Raw genomic sequence first — 23,509 nt, forward strand, 5'->3', positions numbered from 1 at the left:
ACATACAGGAACTTGCATCCTGCCAGTTTAATACCATGCCCGACATACAAAGAAACGGCATCCCCTACTACAGAGAATGCCGTCAAATATATAGATTGTTTATTTCCTTCCGTAATTATCCGAAGTCGTCGAACATGATCATCTCGGGCGGAACACCCAGGCTGTCGAGCATACGCTGTACTGCGTTTGCCATTGGGCCGGGACCACACATATAGTATTCGATATCTTCGGGAGCATCGTGGTCTTTCAGATAGGTATCGTGGATCACCTGATGTACAAATCCCGGAGTATACTTCACACCTGCTGCGTCGGCTGCCGGATCGGGCCTGTCGAGTGCCAGATGGAACGAGAAGTTGGGGAATTCCCTTTCGAGTTCATAGAAATCTTCCAGATAGAATGCCTCGATCAGTGCCCTTGCACCGTAGAAGTAAGACATTTTCCGGTCGGTAATTTTTAACGTCTTGGTCAGGTGCATGATCTGCGAACGCAGTGGAGCCATACCGGCGCCACCACCTACCCAAAGCATCTCACGTTTACTATCGAGGATCGGGTGGAAATCTCCGTATGGACCCGACATCATCACCTTATCACCCGGTTTCAGGTTAAAGATATAAGATGACACGATACCCGGATTGACATTCATCCATGCACCCTTCTCCCTGTCGAACGGCGGAGTTGCCACACGTACGTTGAGGGTAATGATATTACCTTCTGCGGGATAATTGGCCATGGAATAAGCGCGTACAGTGTCTTCTTCGTTCTTAGCCACCAGTTCCCACATATTATTTCTATCCCACTCACTCTTGTACTCTTCATCGATAATGAAGTCTGAGTACCTTATCTGGTCATATTTAGGAACCCTGATCTGGCTGTATGAACCCGGTTTGAAATCGAGTTTCTCCCCTTCGGGCAATTTCACTACGAATTCCTTGATGAACGAAGCCACGTTATGGTTAGAGATCACCTCACATTCCCACTCTTTGATACCGAATACCTCTTCCGGTACAATGATGGTCATATCTTCCTTCACTTTTACCTGACAACTCAAACGCCAATCGTTCAACTGTTCCTTGCGACTGAAATGTCCTTTTTCGGTAGGCAGGATCTCACCACCACCTTCTACTACCCGGCACCGGCACTGGGCACAAGTCCCTCCACCTCCACAGGCAGAAGAAAGGTATATATTCTGTGACTGCAACGTATTCAACAGGGTACCTCCCATCGGCACGTCCAGTTCTTTTTCATCGTTCACGGTGATCTTCACGTTACCGGAAGGCATCAACTTTGCTTTGGCTACCAGAATGATCACCACAAGCACCAAAATGATCAGCAGGAATACAATGACACTCGCCCATATCGTCAACCCACCCACGCTCAATAATACACTCATATTTTAATAAATAATTTGTTATTGTCTATTGTCGATTAAATGTCGATTCCGGAAAAACTCATGAATCCGATGGCCATCAACGCCGTAATAATAAAGGTGATACCTAATCCTTTCAATGGTTTTGGCACATGTGAATATTCCAGTTTTTCCCTGATGGCTGCCAGTCCCACGATGGCCAGTAACCAGCCGATCCCGGAACCAAATCCGTAAGCTGTAGCCAATCCCACATTGGCAAACTCGCGCTGCTGCATAAACAGCGAACCACCGAGAATCGCACAATTCACCGCAATAAGCGGCAAAAAGATACCCAATGAATTATAGAGAGAGGGGCTGAAACGTTCTATAACCATTTCCACCAATTGTACGAAAGATGCGATGATAGCAATAAAAACAAGGAGGCTAAATACACTCAGATCGACCCCGGCATACTCTTCACCCAGCCATTGCAGTGCACCTGCTTTCAGCACATAGTTTTCCAGCATATAATTGATGGGCAAGGTAAGCACCAGTACAAATGTTACCGCAACTCCCAATCCCAATGCTGTTTTCACGTTTTTCGACACTGCCAGGAACGAACACATCCCCAGGAAGTAGGCGAAAATCATGTTGTCGACAAATATCGATCGTACAATCAAACTAATTGCATCCATAATATATTCTATAAATTAAAAGTTAAAAGTGAAAAATGAAAAATTGATTTTCAATTAAATTGTAAGATATTGGATTGTGACTTCCAATTCTTCACTTTTAATTATTAATTCTTCATTATTAATCAATTCTTCACTTTTCACTTAGTTAGTCTCTTCCTGTAGTTCCTTGTTCTTCGATCTGTGTACCCATATGATACATGCCACCAGCAATATCGCCATGGGTGCAAGCATCATCAGACCGTTATTTTCATAACCGGCATCGTAAAGTGCCTGAGGTATCACCTGATGTCCGAGTAATGTACCGGAACCCAACAATTCGCGGAAAAATCCTACCACTACCAGTATCCATCCATAACCTAATCCGTTGCCGATACCGTCCAGGAAAGAGGGCCAGGGGCCGTTACCCAGTGCAAATGCTTCGAGGCGTCCCATCAGGATACAGTTCGTCACGATCAGTCCGACGAATACCGAGAGTTGCTTGTTTACATCATAGGCAAACGCTTTCAGTACTTCGCTCACGATGGTCACAAGGGCAGCAACCACGACCAACTGCACAATAATACGAATACGGTTAGGAATAGTTTTGCGCAACAGGGAAATGATCACATTAGCAAAAGCTGTCACCAGAACCACGGCAATAGCCATCACGATAGAAGGTTCGAGTTTGGAGGTGACCGCCAGTGCGGAACAGATACCCAGCACCTGTACAATAACAGGATTATTTTTATTCAGCGGCCCCAATAAAACCGCTTTTGTCTTACTTGATAATGCCATTTTCTTTCACTGTTATATTTTCATTAACGAAATTAGTTCCACTGTCATTGATTGGCAGTGTGCAAATTCATTAAAAAATTCTTATATCTACCGACACTGTTGAGTAACATGTTGTCCACTCCTTTACTGGTGATAGTCCCCCCGGAAATCCCGTCCACATAGTCTCTTCTGCTATTGGTCTGTCCCGGTTTTACCACAGCCACTGATGTAAATTCATCATTTCTGAATAGATTCTTTTCCCTGAATTGGTTTCTGAAGGGGGTAGTCACTATTTCCGCGCCCAATCCGGGAGTCTCCCCAGCGTGACCGAATTCCGCACCATAAATGGCGCTGCCGTCGGATTCAATGGCCAGGTATCCCCAAATGGGTCCCCAAAGTCCGGTGCCGCTCATCGGGATAATATATTTGGTAGAACCATCTACTTCTGCTTCATATACCGGCAATCCTTTAGCCTGAGTATCTCCCAATTCGGTTGAAAAGGCCGGATCGTCAGGGGTGATTCCTTCAGTACCTTCCACTTTTACACCTTCATCATTGATAAGATAGGCATTCTTTATCAACTCGGTATATTTTGGCTGGGCCTCGGCCACACTTACATCTAAGTTGAGAGAACGCAATATCTGCTGCATCTTGTCGGTATTTTCGTTGGCAATCTGCCGTTCATTCAATACCTGGTGAGTGAAGGCCAATCCGAGTGCTACCACTATCACCATCACCGATGCATATATGATCGTATATCCACTGTTTTCTCTGTTCATATCTTTATTATTATTTATTTCACTACTGCTGCCCGTTTCATACGACGCTTAATATTGGCATCGATCACATAGAAATCGATAAGCGGAGCGAAGGCGTTCATGAACAGGATAGCCAACATCATTCCTTCAGGGTATCCCGGGTTGAACACACGAATGGCTACCGCGATCAGTCCAATAAGGAAACCGTAGATCCATTTCCCTTTTTCAGTTCTTGCCGAGGTTACCGGATCTGTAGCCATAAATACCGCTCCAAAAGCGAATCCGCCTAACAGGAAGTGATAATGTACGGGCATCTCCATAATGGGATTCTGGGCAAAGGCATTGACCAGTAAAACCGCGACCAATCCTCCGATAAATACCGAAAGCATGGTTTTCCAGCTTCCCACGCCGGTTGCAATCAGAATCGCAGCTCCCAACAGGATGGCAATGGTAGATACTTCACCAATAGATCCCGGAATGAAGCCGAAAAACATATCACTGATAGAGAGAGGTTGTCCTGTAATACCGTGGAAGGTAAAATCGGCAAATCCGCCGGCCTCGGTAGTTGCTATCTGCCCCAACGGGGTAGCACCCGAATAACCATCTATCACCGTTCCTTTCCCCATTCCGAAAGTATCGGCGGTGCGTATCCATACCTGGTCGCCCGACATTTTTGAAGGGTAGGAAAAGAAAAGGAATGCACGCGTAATCAACGCTACATTGAAAATATTATACCCGGTACCGCCGAACACCTCTTTGGCAAACACTACGGCAAAAGCAGTGGCAACGGCAATCATCCACAACGGGGTGTCTACGGGCACGATCATCGGGATAAGCATCCCTGTAACCAGGAACCCTTCGGCCACTTCCTCCTTTTTTATCTGTGCCATGGCGAACTCGATACCAAGTCCCACGACATATGAAACTACTATATGGGGCAGTACTGCCAGAAATCCATAGAAGAATTTGGTAAGGAATGTCACCTCCTGGCCAACTGCCAGATAATGCTGTAATCCCACGTTATACATACCGACCAGCAGCGCGGGGATCAGTGCAAGGATCACGATGATCATCGTACGTTTCGAATCGCGCGCATCGTGGATATGCACACCCGATTTCGATGTCGTGTTGGGCACGAAAAGGAACGTCTCAAACGCATCGTATGTAGAATAGAGCCAGTGCAGTTTCCCGCCTTCCTCGAAATTCGGTTTGATCTTATCAAGATACTTTCTTAACGCTTTCAAAGTTCTATTATTTATAAGTTATATATATACTATTATAAACGATGTTCACTCCATCTCCTTACGCAACATATCCAGTCCCGTACGCACGATACGTTGCAGCTCCAGTTTGGATGTGTCGACAAACTCGCACAGGGCAAAATCTTCAGGCGCCACCTCGTATATACCCAATTGCTCCATCTTATCGATATTGAATGCGATAATGGATTTGATGAGTTGTTCGGGATAAATATCCATCGGAAATACCTTATCATATTCGTTGGAAACGATGATAGCCCTCGGGCCGCCCAACAGACGGGCATCGAGACGGTATTTCTTGTTGTAAGTGGGATAGGTACATCCGGCACTGTAACGTTTGGGCGACAGCGATGCCCATCCAAAAGCCTCATGTACATCATCACCTTCGGGAATGACGGTCACCTGCCTGTCATAAGCACGAAGCACACCGTCCGCATCGATTTTCCGACCTGTAAGGGGATTTCCACTGATATATCTCAGTGAGATACCCTCCGTTACATTTCCCTTGAAAAGGGAATTCAACTGTGTGCCGATCACCATCTGATAGTAACCGGTCTGTTTCACTTCCGATCCGGTAAGCGCTACCGTACGGGTAAGATCCACGATCCCCTGGTTGAAGAGGCGGCCGATCAGCGCCACATCCGGTGCGCTCAGCGTCCATACGGTTTCACCCCTGTTCACCGGTTCGATATGGTTGATCTGTACACCTACATTTCCTGCGGGATGCGGCCCATCGAATTCTGTGATCACCACATTCTTCGCTTCACGTAACCCTTTATTGGTTGTTTTTGGGTTGACAGAGAGATAGACCTTCCCGGTTGTCAATTTTGACAGGGCATCGAATCCTGTCTGCAGGTCAGCCTCAAGGCCGTTCAGTATAAAATCGGCAGACGGCGCCAGCGGAGCCGTATCGAAACCGGTCACGAATATATCGCGTGGTTCTTTGCCGGGCATAGCCACTATATCATAAGGACGCTGCCTGACCAGGAACCAGATACCGGCATCGAGGATCGCTTTCTTCACCTCTTCGGCAGAGAGTGAATCCACCTTTTTCTTACCGAAATCTTCGTATTGTATAGTATTATCGGCTTTCACCTCTATATAAAGGATACGCCGCTTCTCACCGCGTTCAATGGCTGTTACCACGCCGCTGACAGGTGACGCGAAGAACATTTCGGGATGATTTTTATCAAAGAACAAGGGTGTTCCGGCCTTCACGGCATCATCCACTTTGACGGCCAATTTGGGAGTAATGCCATGAAAATCTTCCGGGCAAATCCTCACATATTCACTCGTCACCCTGCCTCTTAGTGTCTCTTCAGCCTCACCGAGCAGCGGAATTCGTAAGCCTTTCTTAATTTTAATTCGATTAGCCATATAGTATTGTATAAATAACCTTGCCTGTAATCTTTTTGAAAACTATTTCGTTAAGCAATACGAACAGAAGCCAAGTTTGCTTGGATTATGTCGTTGCGAGAACTTTTTCGATAAGCGAAATACAGAAAACGAATTTATTCGGATTATGTTATCGCGAGAAAAAGTCTGATAAGAAATAGTCTAAGTTCTCTGAAACCAATGATAAATCAATGGGTTAGGAATAAGCTGTGTACAACTACCAAAGGAGTACCTCCTTCCGGAACGCAAAGATACATCATTTCCCTCCAAAAAAAGAAAAAATAAAAAGAAATTGGAGAAAAAATTCTCCAATTAACTTTTAAGATGCTTTCGGGCACTCCTTTTTCCTATTTATCAAGCACCCGCCATCTCGGGGTCGATCATAATACGCCCGCAATATTCACACACGATGATCTTCTTACCCAATTTGATATCCATCTGTTTCTGAGGCGGTATCTTGTTAAAGCATCCACCACAAGCACCACGTTGGATAGGCACCACTCCCAGACCGTTGCGGGCATTTTTGCGGATCCTTTTGAAAGCGGTCAAAAGACGGGGTTCAATCGTTGCCTCGGTCTTCTTTGCCTTCTCGCGGATTTTTTCTTCCTGCGCCTTGGTTTCCGACACAATATCGTCCAACTCCTGTTTTTTATGCTCCAGATCCGATGTCTTGTCTTTCAGCAGTTCATTGGCAGCTTCAATCTGTTCTTTGATAGAGGCAGCTTCCTGGGCATACTCCCGGATATGTTTCTCGGAAAGCTCTATCTCAAGCGTCTCGAACTCTATCTCTTTGGAAAGATGGTCATACTCCTTACTGTTGCGTACGTTCTCAAGCTGCTTGTTATATTTTTCAATCTTTGCTTTGCTGGTCTCAATCTTACCCTTTTGTAATTTCGTGTTCTCGTCCAGTTGTTTGAGCTCCAGTTCGAAATTGTTAATACGGGTACCCAGACCCGCGATCTCATCGTCGAGGTCGGCCACCTCAAGGGGTAATTCCCCACGCAGGGTCTTGATCCGGTCGATTTCGGAGAGATAAGATTGTAATTTGTACAGGGATTTCAGTTTATCTTCTACCGAGACTTCCTGTTCAGTACTTTTTTTTCTTGTTGCCATAATTCATATTTGTTTATTAATATTCATTCAATCAAGTTTTGCAAATCGTGTGGATGTAATTAAATCGTACACCAAAGACTCACAATAATAACATTATAAATCAAAAAATGCAGTAATCAAACGATGATCAATCGTTTCATTACCACATTTCCCTGTAGTTGCGGGAACAAGTCGGACCGCTTTTTTTACAGATATTTCACCGGGTTCGAGTCGAACGCCGATTTATGTAGTACAAAGGTAGGAAATTTTCTCGAAATAAGATCGAAAAAAATCTCTTTTGTGCAGATTTCCGACTCATAATGGCCGACTACGGCGAGGAGTATACGTCCTTCCACATCGAAAAAGTCATTGTATTTTGCTTCACCGGTGATAAAGGCATCGGCTCCATAAGCGATAGCTCTGGGGATAAGGAATGCGCCGGCACCGCCACAGAGCGCCACGTCACGGATTTCCCTTCCTTGCATTTTTGAGTGTTGTATAGTGGGCAAATTAAAGATATCCTTCAATAAATATAAGAATTCCTGCTCCGGCATCGGTTCCGGCAGTACTCCCACAACACCGCTGCCGTGTTGCGGCCAGTCGTTGGTTATGGGATAGAAGTCAAACACCGGTTCCTCATAGGGATGTACTGCCAGTAGCGCCCGGAGGACCTCTTCCTTCTTCATGACAGGAATCACGGTTTCTATCCGCACCTCCGGTTCGAAATGGAGCCGGTCGATCTCCCCTATATGTGGGTTGGCACCTTCTTTTGCCCGGAATGTGCCTTCTCCCGAGAGGTTATAACTGCAACTGTCGTAATTCCCTATATGTCCTGCCCCGGCATTGAACAAGGCATTCCTGACACTCTCGGCATGCTGGAGCGGCACGGTGGTGACAAACTTCAACAACGCATTTTCGAGGGGTTGCAGTATCTTCACGTTCTGCAATTCCAGCATCTCCGCCAATTTGTAGTTGACACCACCCCGGGCATTATCCAGATTGGTATGCGCCGCATAAAGCGCGATATCGTGCCGGATAGCCTGCAGCATACAGCGCTCCACGTAATTCTTTCCGGTAAGCGACTTGAACGGCCGGAATGCGAGCGGATGGTGCGAGATAATAAGGTTGCATCCAAGGGAGATGGCCTCATCGATCACGTCCTCGGTCACATCAATACATAACAGGATACCGGTTACTTCACGGTTCGCATCGCCTATCTGCAATCCGCTATTGTCATAGCCCTCCTGCAGGGGTAATGGAGCCACCTGCTCAATCGTCTGGATAATCTCTTTTATTCGCATAAATAAAATTACTAATTACTAATTACCAATGACAAATTATTGGGTAGTTTCACTGATAATGCACTGTTAATCGTTTATGGAAATATTTTCCGCATCGTATCGGCAAAGATAGCTCCCATACGCCGTTGGATATAACTATCCCGGCCGTTTTCGGGGTGCCACCCGAACTTCTCGCCGGCGATCTGCTGGTTATCGCCCGTAAAGAGCAGGCTGGTCTGCTCTTTGGTCACGGGATGCACACTGTTCTTGGAGAAACCGATATACTTGTCGAACTCCACCACCGGGAATCCCCATTTCTCCGCCAACTTGCGTATGGAGGTATTGTAGGTCACCCGTCCGTCGTGCCAGTCGGTGCAGAGCACTATCACTGCCGGTTTCCCCATACGGGTATTATAGTATCTGGATTTTTCGTCGAATTTCAAGTTGTAGCACTCCGTGAGATAACGTTTGATCACATAATCGAATGCGGCGGCGTAGTTACTACGGTCGAAAGGTATCTCATAATCCGTATACTCCTCCTTCAATGTTGAGGAACCGAACACATCCCTGTCATGCACCTGCATGATTACCAGTGCATCTACCTCTTCCAACTCCTCTTTGGAGTATAGCGTACCTTCCGCCATCCGGTTGGCTGCATCGGCAATCGCTTCCCCTCCTATAGCACGGTTAAGCGGTGTAGCACCGGTCAATTGGCATCCCACTTCGAACCACCCGTTGTTGGGAGATGCAAAAGATGCCCCTGTGAGCAGGAACGTGTACTGGGTTTCACTATTCTCCTGTGCCTGCGCAGGAAAAGTTGTTATAAAAATCGATATTAAAATGAATAATGCCAATGTTTCAATCTGTTTCATATATTCTTCACGTGTTGCCATATCAGTATCTTTAATTATCTAACGCAAATATACAAAAAGAGTTTATTTTTCACAATATCTTGAACCGCACCCTGAGTAGCACTTCTGCTGGACATAATCCAGTAATAGCTGCTGATATCGTTATAGGAGCAGGTTACGAACGGAATAGACGAAGAAACCTCCGGAAGTTGTTTGATACTGAGCTATCTTATATCCCTGTATCCCGAAAATAATACGGAGGCATTGAAGCGGTCGAAAGGGAGATGCTGTCGGATAAGCGAATCGGGATTTTTCAACACTTCAAAAAGTCAAGTAGAAGCAAATTTCCTTGACAACAGAAATAGAAATTAATTGAAACAATCGGCCAATTGCCCTATATATAACTTAGTCACTATCCTTCAGAATCAGTCGGAGCGAATTGTTCTTAGTGACATAATTCCATGCCCAGTTAATAAAGACCACCAGTTTATTGCGGACACTCAGGATAAGCATCAAGTGGAGGAACATCCAGACCAGCCAGGCAAACCGCCCTTTGAACTTGACGAAAGGAAGGTCTACCACTGCCTTATTTCTTCCCACGGTAGCCATGGTACCCAGGTTACGGTATTCATAGGATTTCAGGTCTGTTCTGCCCTCTTCGATCTTCTGCAGATTCTTTGCCAGGTTCTTACCCTGCCCGATCGCCACATTGGCTAACTGAGGATGTCCTTTTGGATATTTTTCGGTCTCCATATATGCTACATCGCCAATGGCAAACACATCCTGCAGTCCTTCTACCCTATTGATCCGGTCTACCCTAACCCTGCCGTTCGGTAATACGGAACCTACGGGAATTCCTTCTATGACGTTGCCAGTTACACCTGCCGACCAGATCACATTATTAGTCAGTATAACCTCGCCGTTATTCAAAATAACCTTCTCACCATCATAATCCTTTACAATGGTCCCGGTTTTCACAATTACTCCCATCGACCGGAGATAATCCTCCGAATATTTTTGGGCGAAACTGCTCATATTGGAAAGCGTATGAGGACTACCTTCAAGCAAATAGACCTGCACCTTGTCAGAGTCTATATTGGGATAATCTTTCGGCAGGATCTCCTTGGTCATCTCGGCAAAGGCACCCGCCAACTCCACACCGGTGGCTCCTCCTCCCACGATGACAATATTGTACAATCCATCCTTCTTTTCGGCATACAATAGCTTCTCGAAATTATAAAGGATAGCATTCCTTACATTGATTGCCTGGTAGGTCGATTTCAGTACGAGCGAATTCTTCTCTACCTGTCCATTACCGTAGAAATTGGTACGTGTACCGGTAGCAACCACTAAATAGTCGTACGGGAACCTGCCGACAGAGGTATCGACATACTTCTCATCTCCATTCACGGAGTGTACATTAGCAAGACGGATACGGACATCCCTCCTCTTCTGAAATATTTTTCTGATAGGAAACGACACGGTGGAAGGTTCGATCTGCGAGGCAGCTACCTGATAAAATAAGGGAGGAAACTGATGGTGGTTTATCTTATCGATCACAATGATATCGAACAGTCCCTTTTTCAAATGATTCACGAATTGTAATCCGCCAAATCCGCAACCTATTACAACAATCTTTTGCATATTACCTCCTTCTTCCGTTACTTTGATTGCAACGTCCTTATTTGAATTTTTCGATATGATTTACCACGACGGCTGCCCATTTCAGGGAGTTTCACCATAGTTTCGAATAATAAACAGTTGGTAGTGCGAAAAGTTGACAGATATGAGGGGTAAAAAGCAAAAAAGCGCTACAAATCACTTGCGGCGCTTTTCTTTAATGTTTAACATTTTAAAAATCACAGCTTCACTGCAAATACATTATCGACTGAGTCTTTTAGGTCTCCGTCTTCATGACGATGTACCCACAGCGTTTCCTTTATTACGTCCTCTATTCAGAGCGATAATTACGCGTTATCTCTGGGAAGTGGGACTTTTTTATCCGTGTCCGGATTTGGTTCTTTTGCCTTAGCTTCTACGCTTGCGGCTATCTTTTCTTCCTTTGCTTCCTGTTTGGCAGCGGCTTTTTCCTTATCGGTCTTCGCTTCCACTTCGGGAACCACATCGGTGTCTACAGTCTCATCCACAACGGGTACATCCTGTTCCGTTTCAACGGTTGGCGTCTCTTCCACCTTTACCGCTTCCTCTTCGGCGCTTTTTTCGGCATCCTTCTGCGCTTTGGCTTTCGCCTTAGGCGCATCGGCAACGGGAGCAGCCGCAGCGGCATCGCCGGAGGCTTTCCTGCGTGAACGGCGGGTCCTTGTCTTCTTGGCAGCCTTGCCGTCGCCCAGCATGTTCTCGTTGAAATCTACCAGTTCGATGAAGCACATGGAGGCGTTGTCACCCAGACGGAAACCGGTCTTGATGATACGGGTATATCCTCCGGGGCGGTCTCCCACTTTCTGCGATACGGCCTGGAACAATTCCGTGACGGCAACTTTATTTTGCAGCTTGCTGAAAACTTCGCGGCGCGAATGGGTAGTATCCTCTTTACTTTTGGTAATAAGGGGTTCTACGTATTTTCTCAATTCTTTGGCTTTGGGAACCGTAGTAAAGATGCGCTTGTGCATGATGAGCGAGCTGGCCATATTGGATAACATGGCCGAACGATGCGCAGTTTTACGTCCCAAATGATTATTTTTCTTATTATGTCTCATTGCAGTTTTTAGTCTTTATCTAATTTGTACTTCGATATATCCATGCCGAACGTAAGCTTCAGGCTGCTGAGCAATTCTTCAAGCTCGGTCAGCGATTTCTTTCCGAAGTTACGGAACTTAAGCAGGTCGTTCTTGTTGTGTGAAACCAGTTGCCCAAGCGTTTCAACGTCGGCAGCTTTCAGACAATTCAATGCCCTTACCGACAGGTTGAGGTCAGACAATTTACGTTTCAGGAGCTGGCGCATATGGAGTACTTCTTCATCAAACTCCTCGATACTTTCGGCATCGGATGTTTCCAGCATGATCTTGTTTTCATCGGAAAACAATACAAAGTGCTGGATCAATATCTTGGCCGCTTCTTTCAACGCCTCTTTCGGTTGGATGGATCCATCGGTCTTAATCTCAATGGTGAGTTTCTCGTAGTCCGTTTTCTGTTCGATACGGTAATCTTCTACTTCAAAACTTACGTTACGGATCGGAGTGTAAATAGAGTCGATCACAAGGGTTTGCACATCGTCAGACGCAACCAGGTCACGGTTTTCGTCGGCAGGCACATAACCGCGTCCTTTATTGATAGTCAATTCGAGACGCAGATCTGCTTTTTTGTTCATGTGGCAGATCTCCAGTTCGGGATTCAGTACTTCGAAACCGGTCAGCAGTTTACCAATATCTCCGGCTTTAAACACTTCCGTTCCCGAAATAGCGATGCTTACTTTTTCCGTCTCAAACTCTTCCACTATCCTTTTGAACCTTACTTTTTTCAGATTAAGGATAATACCTGTTACATCTTCTATCACGCCGGGAATGGTCGCAAATTCATGATCCACGCCCTCAATTTTCACCGATGTAATAGCGAATCCTTCCAGCGACGAAAGCAGGATGCGGCGCAGAGCGTTGCCTATGGTGATGCCGTATCCCGGTTCCAGCGGACGGAATTCAAATTTACCGGAGAACGCGTCCTCCTGTAACATGATTACCTTATCGGGTTTTTGGAATGCTAATATTGCCATGAAATTATTGTTTAGAATATAATTCTACGATGAGTTGTTCTTTGATGTTTTCCGGAATGTCGGCTCTCTCAGGCACATGCAGTACTTTACCGCTCAATGTGACTTTGTCCCATTCCAGCCAGGGATATTTGCTGTGATTGAATCCTGCCAGTGCATTGGCCACGATCAACAGCGATTTCGATTTTTCCCTAACACCTACTACATCACCGGGTTTCACTGTATAAGAGGGAATATTTACGATTTTCCCGTTTACTACAATATGACGGTGTGATACCAACTGGCGTGCTCCTGCTCTCGTAGGAGAAATACCCAGACGGTACACGATATTATCTAAGCGCGATTCTAATAATTGCAACAATACCTCACCGGTAACTCCCCGGCTACGTACTGCCTTCTCGAATGTAAGGCGGAACTGTTTTTCCAGTACGCCATAAGTATATTTTGCACGTTGTTTCTCCCGCAACTGGATGCCATATTCAGAGGTTTTTCTCCTACGTGAGTTTCCATGCTGTCCCGGGGGATAGTTCTTTTTGGAGAGAACTTTATCGGGACCGAAAATGGGTTCGCCGAATTTACGGGCGATTTTTGATTTTGGACCGGTATATCTAGCCATTTTACAAATTAAACTTTTTAAAACTGAAGCCTAAACTGTGCAGCCGCGATTACAGAGAAGTTGTGGTGTAATCAAATCACAGCTCAAGTCTCAAGTAAATGAAACTTAAATTATTAATTGATTATACTTTTCTTGCTTTCGGCGGACGGCATCCGTTATGCGGAAGTGGAGTCACATCCACAATCTCAGTCACTTCGATACCTGCGCCATGAATAGTCCTGATGGCCGATTCACGTCCGTTACCGGGACCCTTCACATAGGCTTTCACTTTACGCAATCCCAGGTCATATGCCACCTTGGAGCAATCCTGTGCTACCATCTGAGCTGCGTAGGGAGTATTCTTTTTAGAGCTTCTGAAACCCATTTTTCCGGCAGATGACCAACTGATCACCTCACCGTTTTCATTGGTCAATGAAACAATGATATTGTTGAATGATGATGAGATATGCGCTTGTCCGACCGCGCTCACTTTCACATTTCTTTTTTTTGCTGCAACTGTTCTCTTTGCCATGTTACCTATCTGTTATTTAGTAGCTTTTTTCTTGTTAGCAACGGTTTTCTTTCTTCCCTTACGTGTACGGGCGTTATTCTTGGTACTTTGTCCGCGTACGGGTAAACCGATACGGTGGCGGATACCGCGATAGCAACCAATATCCATCAGTCGTTTGATATTCAGTTGCACCTCGGAACGAAGATCCCCCTCTACTTTGAATTCAGTAGAAATGATCTCACGGATACGGGCTGCCTGATCATCAGTCCAATCTTTCACTTTGATGTTCTTGTCAACTTCTGCTTTTTCCAGAATAGTGTTAGCTGCGCTGCGGCCGATGCCGTAGATATATGTGAGCGCTACTTCACCCCTTTTATTTTGCGGCAGATCGACACCTACAATTCTTATTGCCATATATTATTTCTAGTTTTTTTGATTACGATCCTATTTATCCCTGACGTTGTTTGAACTTGGGATTTTTCTTATTGATAATATACAAACGACCTTTTCTTCTCACTATCTTGCAGTCGGCCGTACGTTTCTTTAATGATGCTCTTACCTTCATACGATTAAATCTGTTTTATATTTCAGATCTTTCTGACTCCCGAACGGCACCTATGCCTAATCGTGACTACAAAGATCAGAAAATTATCTATATTTTTATTCTTTTTTTACACTGTTTCAGGATTCAAAGGCGAAATTACGTATTTTTCACTATAATACGCACCTTTTTATTTTCTCACCTTTTCACTTCGTAGATTTCCTGTCGTCTCTCGACATAGCACAAGTAAACTTGGCTCTGCCCTTGTTCCTAAGAAAATTCACCTTTCCACCTATTTATACCTGAACGAAATCCTTCCTTTCGAAAGGTCGTAAGGGGACATTTCCACTCTCACCCTGTCTCCCGGCAGTATGCGTATATAGTGCATCCGCATCTTGCCGGAGATATGGGCGGTTATTTCATGCCCGTTTTCCAGTTCTACACGGAACATCGCATTCGATAATGCTTCGATAATTGTTCCGTCCTGTTCTATCGCTGCTTGTTTAGCCATGAATGAATACTCCGTTTTAATTATTTTCCTGAATAAATTCAAATGTCGATAAGATATCGGCTTTACCGTTACGGATAGCAACAGTATGTTCGAAATGGGCCGATGGCTTACGGTCTTTAGTGCGTACCGTCCATCCGTCATTTTCAAAAACCACTTTCTTGCCACCCATATTGATCATCGGTTCGATAGCAATACACATCCCGTTCCTGATGAGCGGGCCAATTCCACGCCGTCCGTAGTTAGGGACTTCCGGCGCTTCATGCATCTCCCTACCGATCCCATGACCGACCAGCTCGCGCACCACGGAATAACCGTGTTTTTCGCACCAGGTCTGGACAGCCGAACCAATATCCCCGATTCTATTTCCTTCCTTTGCCTGCTCAATACCCTTGTAGAGCGATTCTTTTGTTATACGGAGAAGCTTTTTCACTTCTTCGCTCACCTCACCCACACAGAAAGTATAGGCCGAATCCCCACAAAAACCACGCAATTTGGTACCGCAATCGATCGATATGATATCTCCCTCCTGCAACGGCTTGTTATTGGGAATTCCATGCACCACATTCTCATTTACGGAGGTACAGAGTGAATTGGGAAACCCCCCATAACCCAGAAAGGTTGGAACAGCGCCATGATCCCTGATGAATTCCTCCCCGATGCGGTCGAGTTCCAGCGTGGTGATCCCTGGCCGGATATGCTTCGACAACTCTCCCAGAGTCATGCCCACCAGCCGGTTCGCTTCACGCATAAATTCGATCTCTTCGTCGGTCTTCAATATGATCACTCTACTGTTCATCTATTCAGGTAAATCTTGATCTTAGTAAGCAGCTATTGATCCTGTCCGCCCTTTAATTTTGGCTCCCGATTTCAGGAAACCATCATAATGGCGCATCAAGAGGTGACTTTCGATCTGTTGTAATGTATCGAGTACCACACCCACGAGGATCAGCAGAGATGTACCTCCGAAGAACTGGGCAAACTGGGAGTTGATCCCCATTAACCCGGCAAAAGCAGGTAAAATGGCGACTATGGCCAGGAAAAACGATCCGGGCAGTGTAATTCTCGACATGATTGTGTCGATATATTCAGCCGTTCTTTTTCCCGGTTTCACTCCCGGTATAAAACCATTGTTACGTTTCAGGTCTTCCGCCATCTGTACCGGATTCACCGTAATTGCCGTATAGAAATAGGTGAAAGCGATGATCAGCATTGCAAAGATGAAGTTATACCAGAAACTGGTGAAATCCATCAGCGAAGCCAGGAATCCGCTCCCTTCACGTGCAGTGAACTGCGCAAGGGTAATGGGGATAAACATGATCGCCTGGGCGAAAATGATAGGCATTACGTTTGCTGCATTTACTTTCAGTGGGATATATTGCCTTACGCCTCCATATTGCCTGTTACCCACAACACGTTTTGCATATTGTACGGGGACTTTTCTGACACCCTGTACCAGCATAATAGCAGCGGCAGTAACAGCAACGAGGAACAACAATTCGAGCAAGAGCAGGATCAATCCTCCCGGGGCATCGATCAACCGGTCATATTCTGCCACCAGTGAATGGGGCAAACGGGCGATGATACCGATAAGGATGATAAACGAGATACCGTTTCCTACTCCTTTGTCGGTGATACGTTCTCCCAGCCATAACACAAACATGCTACCACCGGCAAGAACGATGGTGGAAGGTAATACCCAATCCCAAAAACCACCGGGAATAGCGCTGCCTACGGCTCCGTAGAGGTAGGCCGGCCCCTGCACGAGTAGGATAAGCACGGTGAGGTAACGGGTATATTGGTTTATTTTCGTACGTCCGCTTTCACCTTCACGCTGCATCTTCTGGAAAGCAGGTACGGCAATACCCAACAACTGCATCACAATGGATGCAGAGATATAGGGCATGATACCCAATGCAAAAATAGATGCGTTGGCAAAGGCTCCTCCGGAGAACATGTCGAGAAGGCTCAACAGCCCTGTGCTGGCATTGGCTTGTAATGCCACGAGTTGTTCCGGGTTGATTCCGGGCAGCACGACGAACGAGCCGAACCGGTAGATGGCGACAAAACCTATGGTGATAATAAGCCTTTTTCTAAGGTCTTCTATCTTCCATATATTCTTTATTGTTTGTACGAATCCCATTTCATTAGAGTTTTACTGCGGTTCCACCTGCTGAAGTAATGGCTTCCTCGGCTGTTTTGGAAAAGGCGTGTGCCGATACTTCCAGTTTGGCTGACAAGGTGCCTCTGCCGAGAATTTTCACTGAATGTTTACGGGAAATAAGCCCGGCTTCCATCAACACTTCAGGATTGATTTGGGTGAGTTTCTTAGCCTCAGCCAGTTCCTGCAATGTCTCCAGATTGATGGCTTTGTATTCAACTCTTTTCAGGGGTTTGAATCCGAATTTGGGTAAGCGACGCTGTAAAGGCATCTGTCCCCCTTCGAAACCGACTTTCTTTGAATAACCCGATCTTGATTTCTGCCCTTTATGTCCTTTGGTAGAAGTTCCTCCTTTTCCCGATCCGGAGCCGCGGCCAATCCGTTTGCGGGTTTTGGTAGCACCTTCAGCCGGTTTTAAATTCGATAAATCCATTGTATATTGTCTTAAAAAATTACTAATTATTAATTACCAATTACCAATTGCCATTGTCAATTGTCAATTATCGTAACCAGGTGCTGTACTTTGCGCACAAGTCCCCTGATAGAAGGAGTATCTTCATGCTCCACTACACGTTGCATTTTGGTAAGTCCCAGAGCGTCCAACGTTTTTTTCTGATCTTTAGGAGCTCCGATTCTGCTCTTTGTCTGTTTAATTTTTATTGTAGCCATTTCAGATCGTTTTTATCCGTTAAACACTTTCTCCAAACTTACTCCCCTGTTCTGGGCCACCGTGATGGGATCTCTCAACTCGGTCAACGCAGCGATAGTCGCTTTCACGAGGTTGTGCGGATTGGATGATCCTTTCGATTTAGCCAATACGTCGGTGATACCTACACTCTCAAGCACGGCACGCATGGCCCCCCCTGCCTTTACTCCGGTACCGGTAACAGCCGGTTTCAGGAAGACTTCCGCGCCTCCGTAACGTGCAATCTGTTCATGTGGTATAGTTCCTTTATATACCGGAACCTTGATCAGGTTTTTCTTGGCAGCTTCCACACCTTTGGCGATGGCCGTAGTTACTTCACCTGCTTTACCCAGACCCCAGCCAATGATGCCGTCTTCGTTTCCTACAACTACCATCGCGGCAAATGTGAACGTACGTCCACCTTTTGTTACTTTGGTGGTACGGTTGATCGCCACTAAACGGTCTTTCAGTTCAATATCGTTGGTCGATTTTACTTTATTTATTACTCCTGCCATGATCGTTAAAATTTAAGTCCGCCTTTACGGGCTGCATCTGCCAATTCTTTAATACGTCCGTGATAGAGGTAACCGTTCCTGTCGAAAGTTACCTGCTCAACTCCGGCTTCCCTCGCATTCTGGGCAATCAGTTCACCCACTTTGGCTGCAATCTCTTTCTTGGGAAGTTTTTCTTCCATTTTCAGAGAAGAGGCTGAAGCCAAGGTCTTTCCGGTGGTATCATCGATCACCTGGGCATAGATCTGTTTATTGCTTCTGAATACCGAGAGGCGGGGTCTCTCGGGAGTTCCGTGTACTTTACCCCGTACACGGGTCTTTATCTTTAATCTTCTTTCGTTCTTTGTCAACATAGTGAATTCAGTTTACATGTTATTTAGATGCCGTCTTACCTGACTTACGACGTACCTGTTCACCCACAAAACGAACACCCTTACCTTTATAAGGTTCCGGTTTCCGGAATGAACGGATCTTGGCACATACCTGGCCCAGTAATTGTTTATCACAGGATTCCAGTATAATAAGCGGATTCTTGTTCCTTTCCATTTTGGTTTCCACCTTGATTTCATTGGGCAGTTGCAGGAAGATACTGTGTGTATATCCCAATGATAACTCCAGTACCTGGCCGTTGTTGGATACACGATAACCAACACCCACGAGTTCCAGTTCCTTACGGAAACCTTCCGAAACACCAATCACCATGTTATTCAATAAAGAGCGGTAAAGACCATGCAATGAGCGGCTTTCTTTCTCGTCGTCAGGACGTTCAATAGTCAGCACACCATCATTCAATTCGATCTTCATGTTCCCACTCACAGGCTGACTCAGTTCCCCTTTCGGGCCTTTCAGCGTAATCACATTATCATCTCCAATTGTCACTGCAACTCCTGCAGGAACCGTGATGGGTAATTTTCCTATTCTAGACATACTCTCTCTCCTTCAAATTAATAAACGAAACATAAAACTTCTCCGCCCACTTTCTGTTCGCGGGCTTCTTTATCGGTCATCACTCCATTTGAAGTTGACAGTATGGCGATACCCAAACCGTTGAGCACACGCGGCATATCCTTATATCCGACGTATTTACGCAAACCGGGAGTTGAAACGCGTTCAAGTTTCTTGATTGCATTCACCTTGTTTACCGGATCGTATTTCAAAGCAATCATGATGCTGCCTTGGGGGCCGTCCTCTACGAACTTATAGTTCAGTATGTATCCCTTTTCGAAAAGTATCTTGGTGATATCTTTCTTTAAATTTGATGCGGGTATTTCCACCACTCTGTGCTTTGCCATGATGGCATTTCTTAGCCGCGTCAAATAATCTGCTATTGGATCTGTCATATATAAAAAATTTAAATTGATCCCGACTGCCGGGACAATATTTAGTTATTCGCTTCGCTTAATTACCAATTATCAATTACTAATTACCAATTGAACCGTTATTAGTATCATTGGTACATTAACCTTACCAGCTTGCTTTCTTTACCCCTGGTATCAAACCTTTGGATGCCATTTCGCGGAACTGGATACGTGAGATGCCAAACTGGCGCATATATCCTTTAGGACGGCCGGTGAGTTTGCAGCGGTTGTGCAAACGTACCGGTGAGGCATTCTTAGGTATGGATTGAAGCGCTTCGTAATTACCTTCTGCCAGATATTTCTCTCTTTTTTCGGCATAACGGGCAACCATCTTGGCTCTCTTCACCTCGCGGGCTTTCATTGATTCTTTTGCCATTATCTACTGATTTTTTTCAATTTCATTTAGTCAATCACTCGCTATGGCATAGTTCAAGTAAATTTAGTTGTTTTCTGCACTCGACATAGTCAAAACTTGTTTTGCCTCTGTGCTCGCTTATCGAAAACATTCAAGTAAACTTGCCCTATGCTCATTTAGCTTATTGCGATTTTTGTGCATTTTTAAACGGTAATCCGAATTCTCTCAGAAGGGCGTATCCCTCTTCGTCGGTAGCAGCAGTGGTAACGAATGTAATATTCATCCCCAGTAAACGGCTAATATTGTCGATGTTGATTTCCGGAAAGATGATCTGCTCCTGGATACCCAACGTATAATTACCTCTTCCGTCGAGTTTGGCGTCAATCCCTTTGAAGTCACGGATACGGGGCAATGCCACGCGCACCAGTCTTTCGAGGAATTCGTACATCTTATCGTGACGCAGTGTTACCCGCACGCCGATAGGCATTTTTTTACGCAGTTTGAAGTTCGAGATATCCTTGCGTGACACTGTAGCTACCGCCTTCTGGCCGGTAATGGCAGTCAGTTCGTTGATAGCCGTTTCGATGATCTTCTTGTCGGCCACTGCGATTCCCAATCCCTGGTTGATTACGATCTTCTCCAGTCTGGGAGCCTGCATCACGGTGGTGTAGTTGAATTCTTTCACCAGCGCAGGGACAATACGCTCTTTATAATCTTTCTTTAAGCTTACTTCGTATGTTGTAGTACTCATTTAATCTCCTCCCCAGATTTTTTAGCGTAACGAACCAATTTGCCTTTACTGTTTTCTTTCCGTCCAACGCGGGTAGGTTTACCGGTTTTAGGATCTACCGGGTTCAGGTTTGAGATGTGCACCGATGCCTCTTTCTTCTCAATCCCTCCGTTCGGATTCTGGGCGTTGGGTTTGGTATGTTTCGATACCATGTTTACTCCCTCTACCACGGCGCGGTTCTTTTTTACCAAAACCTTAAGCACGCGGCCGGTCTTTCCTTTGTCTTCGCCGGAATTGACGTAAACCGTATCGCCTTTCTTTATATGTAATTTACTCATTGCCTGTGATTGATTAATAGATTATAATACTTCGGGAGCCAAGGAAACGATCTTCATGTTCGTCGCACGCAACTCACGGGCAACCGGACCGAAAATACGGCTGGCCCTCAACTCTCCGGCATTGTTCAAAAGAACGCAGGCATTGTCGTCGAAACGGATATATGAACCGTCGGCACGACGGATCTCCTTTTTCGTACGGACGATGATCGCTTTTGATACAGCGCCTTTCTTAATATCACTCGAAGGGATTGTGCTCTTGATAGCTACAACAATCACATCCCCTACCGATGCATAACGTCTTCCGGTACCACCCAGAACACGGATACAGAGCGCTTCTTTGGCTCCACTGTTGTCGGTTACTGTTAATCTTGATTCTTGTTGTATCATCTTACTTGGCCCTTTCCATTACTTCAACCACTCTCCATCTCTTCGTTTTGCTCAAAGGACGGGTTTCCATTATACGCACCGTATCACCGATGTTACAGTCGTTCTTCTCATCATGGGCGTGAAATTTCTTCGTTTTATTAACGAACTTCCCATATATAGGGTGTTTCTCTTTCCATTTTACAGCAACAGTGACGGTTTTATCCATCTTATTACTGAAAACGACCCCGATTCTTTCTTTCCTTAAATTTCTCGTTTCCATTCTGTCATTTATTGATCATTTTTCAACTCTCTTGCACGCAACTCGGTATGGATACGGGCAATGTTCCTGCGCTTCTCCTTTAATGAGCCTGAATTGTCGAGAGGAGTAATGGTGTGGTTGATACGCAACTGTGTGAGCGCGATCACTTCAGCATCCAATCTTTCTTTCAGATCTTTATCGGATAATTCTTTTAATTCTTCTAGTTTCTTCATCTCGCCTTACGATTTTTGCTCATAAATATAATCTCTTCTCACCACAAATTTAGTGGTAACCGGCAATTTCTGAGCCGCTAAACGCAAAGCCTCCTTTGCCACATCGAAAGGTACACCTTCTATCTCAAAGAGGATTCTTCCGGGAGTAACAGGCGCCACGTATCCTTCAGGATTACCTTTACCTTTACCCATACGTACTTCAGCAGGCTTTTTGGTGATAGGCTTATCGGGGAAAATACGTACCCAAACCTGTCCCTGACGCTGCATATAGCGTGTTACGGCGATACGCGCAGCTTCAATCTGGCGTCCGGTAATCCATTTAGATTGCAGTGATTTTATCCCGAAAGAGCCAAACGCCAGCTGGTTGCCCCGTCCGGCATTGCCTTTCATACGGCCTTTCTGCTGTCTTCTGAATTTTGTTTTCTTTGGCTGTAACATATTTTCTTCAATTAAGCATTGTTTTTATTTCTTCTGCGTCTACCGCCTCTGCCGCCTCCTTCGGGACGGTTGCCGCCACGGTTGCCACCGCTATTGGCCCGGTTTTCCTTGGAAGTGGCAAAAGAAGGTGCCAGGTCTTTCTTACCATACACCTCACCACGGCAAATCCATACTTTAACACCGATCAGACCCACTTTGGTAAGTGCTTCCGCCTGTGCATAATCAATGTCGGCACGGAAAGTATGGAGAGGCGTTCTTCCTTCCTTGTACATTTCCGAACGAGCCATTTCAGCACCGTTCAAACGGCCCGACACCTGGATTTTGATCCCTTCTGCCCCCATCCGCATGGTGGAAGCGATGGCCATCTTCACGGCACGGCGATACGCGATCTTACCTTCGATCTGGCGCGCTACGTTATTGGCAACGATTACGGCGTCGAGTTCGGGTTTCTTGATCTCAAATATATTGATCTGGATATCTTTATCGGTGATCTTCATCAATTCTTCCTTCAATTTGTCGACCTCCTGGCCACCTTTACCGATAATGATACCGGGGCGGGCCGTACAAATTGTGATCGTCACGAGTTTCAATGTTCTCTCAATCACGATGCGGGATACACTTGCCTTGGCAAGACGGGTGTTCAAATATTGACGGATCTTGCTATCTTCCAGCAAAATATCGCCATAATTATTTCCGCCGTACCAGTTAGAGTCCCATCCCTTGATGATCCCTAAACGATTTGCTATCGGATTTACTTTTTGTCCCAT

General features: G+C 45.5%; 32 protein-coding genes and 1 pseudogene. All 33 read right to left on the minus strand.

Annotated elements, in window-relative coordinates:
• Positions 1–115 precede the first annotated feature (115 nt).
• A complete protein-coding gene (gene nqrF / locus U2P89_RS12045; RefSeq protein ID WP_076929136.1) occupies positions 116–1,390 on the minus strand; it encodes an NADH:ubiquinone reductase (Na(+)-transporting) subunit F in 1,275 nt (424 codons plus the stop codon).
• 35 nt (positions 1,391–1,425) lie between these two features.
• Positions 1,426–2,040 (minus strand): NADH:ubiquinone reductase (Na(+)-transporting) subunit E, encoded by a 615-nt coding sequence (nqrE, locus tag U2P89_RS12050; RefSeq protein ID WP_322191506.1) that lies wholly within the window; start codon positions 2,038–2,040, stop codon positions 1,426–1,428.
• Positions 2,041–2,181: 141 nt separating this feature from the next.
• Positions 2,182–2,814 (minus strand): NADH:ubiquinone reductase (Na(+)-transporting) subunit D, encoded by a 633-nt coding sequence (locus U2P89_RS12055; protein WP_019541158.1) that lies wholly within the window; start codon positions 2,812–2,814, stop codon positions 2,182–2,184.
• A gap of 44 nt (positions 2,815–2,858) precedes the next feature.
• Positions 2,859–3,572: an NADH:ubiquinone reductase (Na(+)-transporting) subunit C gene (gene nqrC, locus U2P89_RS12060; protein ID WP_019541157.1), complete on the minus strand. Its 714-nt coding sequence runs from the start codon at positions 3,570–3,572 to the stop codon at positions 2,859–2,861.
• A 14-nt stretch (positions 3,573–3,586) separates the two neighbouring features.
• A complete protein-coding gene (locus U2P89_RS12065; protein ID WP_322191507.1) occupies positions 3,587–4,795 on the minus strand; it encodes an NADH:ubiquinone reductase (Na(+)-transporting) subunit B in 1,209 nt (402 codons plus the stop codon).
• A gap of 45 nt (positions 4,796–4,840) precedes the next feature.
• Positions 4,841–6,187 carry a Na(+)-translocating NADH-quinone reductase subunit A gene (locus U2P89_RS12070; RefSeq protein WP_322191508.1) on the minus strand — a complete coding sequence of 449 codons (1,347 nt, stop codon included), beginning with the start codon at positions 6,185–6,187 and terminating at the stop codon, positions 4,841–4,843.
• A gap of 372 nt (positions 6,188–6,559) precedes the next feature.
• On the minus strand, positions 6,560–7,318 hold the full coding sequence (locus U2P89_RS12075; protein WP_076929123.1) for a zinc ribbon domain-containing protein: 759 nt from the start codon (positions 7,316–7,318) through the stop codon (positions 6,560–6,562).
• A 185-nt stretch (positions 7,319–7,503) separates the two neighbouring features.
• Positions 7,504–8,598, minus strand: coding sequence for a Nif3-like dinuclear metal center hexameric protein (locus U2P89_RS12080; protein WP_076929121.1), 1,095 nt, complete (start codon positions 8,596–8,598; stop codon positions 7,504–7,506).
• A gap of 74 nt (positions 8,599–8,672) precedes the next feature.
• Positions 8,673–9,470 carry a DUF5040 domain-containing protein gene (locus tag U2P89_RS12085; protein WP_394333046.1) on the minus strand — a complete coding sequence of 266 codons (798 nt, stop codon included), beginning with the start codon at positions 9,468–9,470 and terminating at the stop codon, positions 8,673–8,675.
• A gap of 363 nt (positions 9,471–9,833) precedes the next feature.
• Positions 9,834–11,072 carry an NAD(P)/FAD-dependent oxidoreductase gene (locus U2P89_RS12090; protein ID WP_322191509.1) on the minus strand — a complete coding sequence of 413 codons (1,239 nt, stop codon included), beginning with the start codon at positions 11,070–11,072 and terminating at the stop codon, positions 9,834–9,836.
• Between the two features lie 602 nt (positions 11,073–11,674).
• Positions 11,675–12,145 (minus strand): annotated as a pseudogene (gene rplQ / locus U2P89_RS12095) (50S ribosomal protein L17); the annotation flags it as partial.
• A gap of 8 nt (positions 12,146–12,153) precedes the next feature.
• Entirely contained in the window at positions 12,154–13,155 is a 1,002-nt protein-coding gene (locus U2P89_RS12100) for a DNA-directed RNA polymerase subunit alpha (RefSeq protein ID WP_076929112.1), read from the minus strand.
• A 4-nt stretch (positions 13,156–13,159) separates the two neighbouring features.
• Positions 13,160–13,768 carry a 30S ribosomal protein S4 gene (gene rpsD, locus U2P89_RS12105; protein ID WP_322191510.1) on the minus strand — a complete coding sequence of 203 codons (609 nt, stop codon included), beginning with the start codon at positions 13,766–13,768 and terminating at the stop codon, positions 13,160–13,162.
• Between the two features lie 121 nt (positions 13,769–13,889).
• Complete coding sequence (rpsK, locus tag U2P89_RS12110; RefSeq protein ID WP_019541316.1) at positions 13,890–14,279, minus strand: 30S ribosomal protein S11; 390 nt, start codon at positions 14,277–14,279, stop codon at positions 13,890–13,892.
• Positions 14,280–14,291: 12 nt separating this feature from the next.
• The gene (rpsM, locus tag U2P89_RS12115) at positions 14,292–14,672 is read right to left on the minus strand and encodes a 30S ribosomal protein S13 (RefSeq protein ID WP_076929108.1); all 381 of its coding nucleotides are present in this window, start codon (positions 14,670–14,672) and stop codon (positions 14,292–14,294) included.
• A 34-nt stretch (positions 14,673–14,706) separates the two neighbouring features.
• On the minus strand, positions 14,707–14,823 hold the full coding sequence (gene ykgO / locus U2P89_RS12120) for a type B 50S ribosomal protein L36 (protein WP_076929107.1): 117 nt from the start codon (positions 14,821–14,823) through the stop codon (positions 14,707–14,709).
• A 268-nt stretch (positions 14,824–15,091) separates the two neighbouring features.
• Entirely contained in the window at positions 15,092–15,310 is a 219-nt protein-coding gene (infA, locus tag U2P89_RS12125; protein WP_019541318.1) for a translation initiation factor IF-1, read from the minus strand.
• Between the two features lie 16 nt (positions 15,311–15,326).
• On the minus strand, positions 15,327–16,094 hold the full coding sequence (gene map / locus U2P89_RS12130) for a type I methionyl aminopeptidase (protein ID WP_076932033.1): 768 nt from the start codon (positions 16,092–16,094) through the stop codon (positions 15,327–15,329).
• A gap of 33 nt (positions 16,095–16,127) precedes the next feature.
• Positions 16,128–17,450, minus strand: coding sequence for a preprotein translocase subunit SecY (gene secY, locus U2P89_RS12135; RefSeq protein ID WP_076929104.1), 1,323 nt, complete (start codon positions 17,448–17,450; stop codon positions 16,128–16,130).
• 4 nt (positions 17,451–17,454) lie between these two features.
• Positions 17,455–17,901: a 50S ribosomal protein L15 gene (gene rplO / locus U2P89_RS12140; protein ID WP_076929102.1), complete on the minus strand. Its 447-nt coding sequence runs from the start codon at positions 17,899–17,901 to the stop codon at positions 17,455–17,457.
• Between the two features lie 56 nt (positions 17,902–17,957).
• Entirely contained in the window at positions 17,958–18,137 is a 180-nt protein-coding gene (gene rpmD / locus U2P89_RS12145) for a 50S ribosomal protein L30 (RefSeq protein ID WP_076929100.1), read from the minus strand.
• 12 nt (positions 18,138–18,149) lie between these two features.
• Positions 18,150–18,668: a 30S ribosomal protein S5 gene (gene rpsE, locus U2P89_RS12150; protein ID WP_019541323.1), complete on the minus strand. Its 519-nt coding sequence runs from the start codon at positions 18,666–18,668 to the stop codon at positions 18,150–18,152.
• 5 nt (positions 18,669–18,673) lie between these two features.
• A complete protein-coding gene (gene rplR, locus U2P89_RS12155) occupies positions 18,674–19,018 on the minus strand; it encodes a 50S ribosomal protein L18 (RefSeq protein WP_076929097.1) in 345 nt (114 codons plus the stop codon).
• Positions 19,019–19,037: 19 nt separating this feature from the next.
• Positions 19,038–19,592 carry a 50S ribosomal protein L6 gene (gene rplF / locus U2P89_RS12160; RefSeq protein ID WP_076929095.1) on the minus strand — a complete coding sequence of 185 codons (555 nt, stop codon included), beginning with the start codon at positions 19,590–19,592 and terminating at the stop codon, positions 19,038–19,040.
• A gap of 17 nt (positions 19,593–19,609) precedes the next feature.
• Positions 19,610–20,005 (minus strand): 30S ribosomal protein S8, encoded by a 396-nt coding sequence (rpsH, locus tag U2P89_RS12165; protein WP_026327665.1) that lies wholly within the window; start codon positions 20,003–20,005, stop codon positions 19,610–19,612.
• A gap of 124 nt (positions 20,006–20,129) precedes the next feature.
• The gene (rpsN, locus tag U2P89_RS12170) at positions 20,130–20,399 is read right to left on the minus strand and encodes a 30S ribosomal protein S14 (protein ID WP_019541327.1); all 270 of its coding nucleotides are present in this window, start codon (positions 20,397–20,399) and stop codon (positions 20,130–20,132) included.
• A gap of 160 nt (positions 20,400–20,559) precedes the next feature.
• Entirely contained in the window at positions 20,560–21,129 is a 570-nt protein-coding gene (gene rplE / locus U2P89_RS12175) for a 50S ribosomal protein L5 (RefSeq protein WP_076929092.1), read from the minus strand.
• On the minus strand, positions 21,126–21,446 hold the full coding sequence (gene rplX / locus U2P89_RS12180) for a 50S ribosomal protein L24 (RefSeq protein WP_322191512.1): 321 nt from the start codon (positions 21,444–21,446) through the stop codon (positions 21,126–21,128). The genes rplE and rplX overlap by 4 nt, the downstream gene beginning before the upstream one ends.
• Before the next feature lie 21 nt (positions 21,447–21,467).
• Complete coding sequence (gene rplN, locus U2P89_RS12185) at positions 21,468–21,833, minus strand: 50S ribosomal protein L14 (protein WP_019541330.1); 366 nt, start codon at positions 21,831–21,833, stop codon at positions 21,468–21,470.
• A gap of 1 nt (position 21,834) precedes the next feature.
• On the minus strand, positions 21,835–22,092 hold the full coding sequence (gene rpsQ, locus U2P89_RS12190; RefSeq protein WP_019541331.1) for a 30S ribosomal protein S17: 258 nt from the start codon (positions 22,090–22,092) through the stop codon (positions 21,835–21,837).
• Positions 22,093–22,100: 8 nt separating this feature from the next.
• Positions 22,101–22,304, minus strand: a complete 204-nt coding sequence (rpmC, locus tag U2P89_RS12195; RefSeq protein ID WP_076929088.1) for a 50S ribosomal protein L29 — start codon at positions 22,302–22,304, stop codon at positions 22,101–22,103.
• A 6-nt stretch (positions 22,305–22,310) separates the two neighbouring features.
• Positions 22,311–22,742: a 50S ribosomal protein L16 gene (gene rplP / locus U2P89_RS12200; RefSeq protein ID WP_322191513.1), complete on the minus strand. Its 432-nt coding sequence runs from the start codon at positions 22,740–22,742 to the stop codon at positions 22,311–22,313.
• Between the two features lie 11 nt (positions 22,743–22,753).
• Positions 22,754–23,509, minus strand: coding sequence for a 30S ribosomal protein S3 (gene rpsC, locus U2P89_RS12205; protein WP_322191514.1), 756 nt, complete (start codon positions 23,507–23,509; stop codon positions 22,754–22,756).

This window comes from Proteiniphilum sp. (assembly GCF_034331125.1).
In the GTDB taxonomy this organism is placed as follows: domain Bacteria; phylum Bacteroidota; class Bacteroidia; order Bacteroidales; family Dysgonomonadaceae; genus Proteiniphilum; species Proteiniphilum saccharofermentans.